At 67.7% G+C, this 5,035-nt stretch carries 6 protein-coding genes; 4 read left to right on the top strand and 2 right to left on the bottom strand.

What is annotated here, in order from left to right; all coding sequences use genetic code 11:
- Nucleotides 1–107 precede the first annotated feature (107 nt).
- Nucleotides 108–452 carry a hypothetical protein gene (locus ACFVYK_RS20200; RefSeq protein WP_389775694.1) on the top strand — a complete coding sequence of 115 codons (345 nt, stop codon included), beginning with the start codon at nt 108–110 and terminating at the stop codon, nt 450–452.
- A complete protein-coding gene (locus ACFVYK_RS20195; RefSeq protein ID WP_389775692.1) occupies nt 449–919 on the top strand; it encodes a hypothetical protein in 471 nt (156 codons plus the stop codon). Before ACFVYK_RS20200 ends, ACFVYK_RS20195 begins: the two co-directional genes overlap by 4 nt.
- 88 nt (nt 920–1,007) lie before the next feature.
- On the opposite strand, the gene ACFVYK_RS20190 is transcribed toward ACFVYK_RS20195, so the two are convergent.
- Nucleotides 1,008–2,096 carry a ParB/RepB/Spo0J family partition protein gene (locus ACFVYK_RS20190; RefSeq protein ID WP_389775689.1) on the bottom strand — a complete coding sequence of 363 codons (1,089 nt, stop codon included), beginning with the start codon at nt 2,094–2,096 and terminating at the stop codon, nt 1,008–1,010.
- Entirely contained in the window at nt 2,093–3,241 is a 1,149-nt protein-coding gene (locus ACFVYK_RS20185) for a ParA family protein (protein ID WP_389775687.1), read from the bottom strand. Before ACFVYK_RS20185 ends, ACFVYK_RS20190 begins: the two co-directional genes overlap by 4 nt.
- A gap of 321 nt (nt 3,242–3,562) precedes the next feature.
- On the opposite strand from ACFVYK_RS20185, the gene ACFVYK_RS20180 reads away from it, so the two are divergent.
- Nucleotides 3,563–4,564: a hypothetical protein gene (locus tag ACFVYK_RS20180; RefSeq protein ID WP_389775684.1), complete on the top strand. Its 1,002-nt coding sequence runs from the start codon at nt 3,563–3,565 to the stop codon at nt 4,562–4,564.
- Between the two features lie 43 nt (nt 4,565–4,607).
- Entirely contained in the window at nt 4,608–4,937 is a 330-nt protein-coding gene (locus ACFVYK_RS20175) for a hypothetical protein (RefSeq protein WP_389775682.1), read from the top strand.
- Nucleotides 4,938–5,035 lie beyond the last annotated feature (98 nt).

The following is a 5,035-nucleotide window of genomic DNA, read 5'->3' as shown; positions in this document are numbered from 1 at the left end:
CGGCCCCCGCGGCCACCACCGCCTGACCCCCGCCCATCCCTGCAGCGCCCGGGGCGGCCGCCGACCCCGAGTCCGGCCACCCCGGTGCCCCACCCGGAAGGACATCTGTGCCCCAGCCCGTCAGCGCTTCGGCGCGTCCCACCATCGTCGTCCTGTGCGGCTCCACCGCCCGCTGGGACAAGCTCGCCGAAGCCAACCTGTACGAGACCGCGGCCGGCCGCGTCGTCCTCGCCCCCGGCTGCAACCTCAAGGAGCCCCACCCCCTGTGGGCCGACCAGCAGCAGGCCGACCGGCTCAAGCGAGTCCTGGACACCCTCCACCTGCGCAAAATCGACATGGCGGACGAGGTCCTGGTCGTCAACCCCGACGGCTACATTGGCGCCAGCACCGCCCGCGAGATCGACTACGCGCGCAGCCTCGGCAAGCCCATCCGGTACACGGAGCAGCCGTGACCGACTCCCCGGAGACGCCCATGGACCCGGTCACCCCGTTCCCGCCGCTGCCCCCGGTGGCCGACGCCCGCACCGCCCTCGTCTGCGACGAACGCGCCTGGCCGTACCGGTCCGCGTGCACGGCCGGCGGCGGCATCGCCCACCTGCGGGTGTGGTGGGCCGGAGAAAACGGCCACGTCGCGGTCGTCACCGAGACCGGCCTGGGAGCCTCCACCACGAACAGCGCGGGGGAGATCTGGGCCGCACTCACCACCCGCTTCCCCGGCCCCCTGGTCCTGCTGGAGCACTGGCCCGCCGGAGACGGCGCCGACCACGACCGACTCGATCAGGTGGCCATGGAAGGCCGTCGCCCGACCTGGCGCCGGATCTGGCCCACCCCGCCCACCAACCCCGACCACCACCTCTGCCAGGCCTGGATGAAGGCCTACGGACACGACCTGCTCGCCGTCTCCCAGCCCACCGCATAGACGACACCCCACAAAGAGGCCCTGCCCCCAACCGGTTCACACCGGGCGGGGGCAGGGCCTCTTTGTGTGTTCTGGGGTTATTGGGAACTCAGGCAGGCTGCTGCTCGTGCTGGGTCAGCTCCTGGAGCAGCGTGGCGTACGCGTCCGGGTGCTGCTCGCGCAGGATCCTCAGCCATACGCGAGCGCCGTCAGCGAAGGCTGCCGGCTCCATCTTCAGGTGCAGCTGGGTGACCACCGAGAGCGCATCGCCGTACGACAGTTGGTCCGGCTGATCAGCCTCGGACTGCGCCGCGCTCTTAGGGGCCTGCGCCTCCTGGGTATTAACGGCGTTAACGGTCGGCGGGGTGGGGGAGCCTGCCGACACCCCGCCCTCGGGGGTATCAACGGCGTTAACGGTTGAGGCCTCGCCGGTCTGTTCCACCGCAGGCCTGCGCCGCTGGCGAGGGGCCTTCGCGGCCTCGATGACCTTCTTCGCCTCGCCCGCCTGCTGCGCCTTGGGGAGCCGGCCGATCCGGCGAGCCGGTTCCACCTTCAGCTCACCCGTCTCCACCTGCTCCTGGAGATCGGGCGTGAGCTCCAGGAGCGCCAGACGCTGCGACACCCAAGGCGGTGTCTTCCCCAGCCGCCGTGCCACCTCGCCCTGCGATCCATGAACCTTCACGAGATCCTGGATCGCCTTCGCCTGGTCCAAAGGCGCCACATCCTCGCGGTGGATGTTGGCGATCAGCGCGGACTCCAGGAGATCCGCCGCACTTGCCGCAAGTTCGTCGTTGACGTCGATCCGCAGCTCTTCGAGCCCGGCCAGATGCGCGGCAGCCAGACGCCGGTTGCCGTCGATGACGACGTACTCGGCTTCAGCGAGCGCGTCTTCTTGCCCAGGGTGCGCCGTCAGGAAGGCAGCTCGCCGCGCCACGGTGACCGGCTGGATCTGCCCCTTGGCCCGCAACGAGTCCGCGGTCTCTTCGAGGTTGGTGAGTTCTTCGCGCGGGTTGAACGGGTTGTGCGCCAGCAGTGCCAGCTTCACCGAGGCTGGCGGCCTCTTGCCTTCCCCGTTCATGATCTGTGAGCGGGTCCGGACGCGACGGGGTGCTTCCTGCTCTCCGTCTGGCCCGTTCTCGTCAATGTTGAAGCCGCGTGTGACCCGCTGCTGGCCGGCCTTCTTACTGGTGTTCCTCATACCGCCAGTTCCTTCGCCAGGTCGCGCATCGCCTGCGCGTGTTCGCTGTCCGGTGCGTACTCAAGCAGCGGGATCTCGCCGTCAGCGGCCTCGCGGCCTTCCTTCAGGTCACCGATCACCGCCAGAACGGCGGGGGAACTGCTCTTCTCCCACTCATCCTTGTTCTCTTTCACGAGCTTGCCGCGGCGGCTGTCGTACGCGTTGATGATCAGACCCAGGTAGTCGACCTGGATCCGACCCTTCTTGCACAGGTCGTCCTTCTGGGACTTCAGCAGGCGGAAGGCGCGGTGGGATGCCTTGTTGGCCCAGACCGGGGTGATGACACCTGATCGGTCGGCGAGTTCACCTTCGCGGCGGCGTACGTAGTACAGGGCAGTGTCCATGTTCAGGCCGAGGCTGGGCGGCCCGTCGATGATGATGACGTCGTAGTCCTCTTCGAGCGGTTCCAGGGCGCGTTCCAGGGCAGCCTCGCTGAAGCTCACCTTGGACAGGGCGACGTCCCTGAGGAACGCGTCGTCGGACGCGGGAAGCAGATGCAGCCGCTCACCGAAGCGCTTCTGGTCCAGGGCGACCAGCAGGTCGTGGATGTCGCCCTTCGCGGTGCCGTCCATGTGCATCATCAGCGTCTCAACGTCGTCCTCGTACATGAGGTCTTCGAAGCCGAGCTCGGCGGTGAGGTGCCCTTGTGGGTCGTAGTCGATGATCAGGACGCGACGGCCGGCCTCCGCGAGAGCCTGGGCAATGCCGGAAGAGATGAACGTCTTGCCGACGCCGCCCTTCTGGTTGGCCACTATGACGCGCACGACCGGCTGCGACACCAACGGAGCGGAGGGGGAGGGGTGGTTGTCGAGCCACAATGTCAGGGCCTGCGCCAGCCCCTGCACGTAGGTGACGCCTCGGTCCGAGCACACCCCCTTGAAGTTGTCGGGCTCGCCGACGGGGAGAAACGTTCCCCAGGTCTTGGCGCCGTCGGTCTTCACCTCGGGGAGACCGTCAGCTTCGTACCAGGCCTTGATGGCGTGTTCGGCCGCGTCCTGGATGTCCATTCCGTGCTCAAAGGCGCGGATTTTCAAGTGCCTGCGCAACTGGGGAGTGAGGGCTGTAATTAGCTTCTCTCGCTCTCCCCGGGGGCTAGGGATGCTCATGCGGCCGAACTTTACTAGGCGGAACCTGCCTCGGAGCAATCCCACGCCATGACCATCACATCGGGCGAAGCCATAGCCACGGAGGACGCAGCGACACGCCCACGCCGCACGCGATGCCCGCAGCGACACAGAGCTACCTCTACCCTCTGTGCATGCGGCCGCGGTTGGGCTGCGTTCCCCAGGACGCTTCGGCCCATGAGCGTCCCGCAGCGGGAGCGAAGGAGCTCAGCTTCACGCCGCGGCGTCACACGCAGCAGACACTCGGGATCGGCTCCATCGCCGTACCGGCGGGCCGAACGGTACGGGGAACAGGACCCCCTGATGCGTCGTGACCGGATCAGCCGCCTCGCCTCCCAGCGGCGCCTCTACACCAACGAGACCTACGACCAGGCCCGCTCACAGCTGCGCCCCGCCCAGCCGCCGATCCCCGCCGCGACGGGAGAACAGCTCCGCTTCGAGGCGGACCTCTTCTACCAGGTCCTCGACTCCCGCAGCGACTTCACCGCCTACCCCTTCGGGATCCGCCGCGTACGCCCCAGCAGCGACAGCATCGAACTAGAAGTGGAGAGCGAACAGCGCGCACGCGAGATCCTCCACACGATCCTCCCGTCGTACGAGCCCGGCGGCGAGGTCCACGGCATGCCCGGCCTGCGAATCTGGCAGCGCACGAGGGACGGCATCCAGATCCACCAGTCCTGCCGGGCGACGTCGGCATGGCTCACTGGCCTGCCTGCCAGCGTCTGGAAGCGAGTGGAGACGGAAGCGCTCGACATCCTCCTCGAGGAGGCCGCATGGCGGCCGCTGTGGAAGGGACCGGATCACTGGTCCGATGAAGAACTGGCCTTCGAGCAGCGCTGGAACACGGGGGAGTGGTCGCACAACTTCCAGGCCGGCGCATGGTGCAGCAGCGGCCTGCTGCGCCGCCTCGCTCTCTTTCACACGATCACGCCCGCCGACCACGTCAGCGGCTACAGAGGCCTCGGGATCCGCGGCTACGACAGCCCAGACCCGGTGCGCTGGTGCCTGGACCTCGATCACCGGACCGGCATCCCGTACCGGAAGCAGGAGCTGGTCGACGCGCTGACCGACCCAGAGTTCGGCTTGCCGGTATCTCGGGCCGACCACCTCGATGCGATCTATCCGCCGCACGAGATGAAGAACTGGATCCGCCTAGACGACGAAGCCCGCACGGGTTTGATCGAGCTGCGGTTCACCACCTTCGACTACCCCACGCTGCACCACCGGAAGAAGGACGCGCCGAAGTACCAGACGATCGTGGAGACCATCCGTGCGCGCGTGGACGCTGTCTTGGCGACGTACTGACCTACAGGTTGAAATCGAGGGAGGGGCGGGACTGGTGCGAGCGGTGATCGAGCAGACCACCCGCCGCGCCCTCGGAGTGGGAAACGCTTCAATTGAAGCGCCTTCCTTCGAATCGGAATCGAACAAGAGCGCTTCAATTGAAGCGCCCGAGAACGAAGATGAGGACGCGGAGAAGCCGGCCGGGGGATCCGAGACCGCGGGAACCGCCGACGGATCCAACGAGGATGACATCGAGGATGCGGAGATCGTCCCCGAGCACCTGGCGACGCTCAAGGACGCCCTCGAGGCAGCCGAGTGCGCCAGGGTCCGCGAGGCCATCATCAAGAAGGCCACCGCGATCCGGAACAAGGCACTACACGCCCCGAAGCCGTAGAACGCAGGACACACTGGAGGGGCGGGTGGCCCGAAAAAGGGGCCCGGGCCACCCCAGTTGTTGGCGCCCGGGCGCCCCCCCGGCAGGAGCCCGGCGGG

The sequence above is a fragment of the Streptomyces sp. NPDC058291 genome (genome assembly GCF_042880855.1).
GTDB lineage: Bacteria > Actinomycetota > Actinomycetes > Streptomycetales > Streptomycetaceae > Streptomyces.
This window is presented reverse-complemented; position numbering and strand designations above follow the sequence as displayed.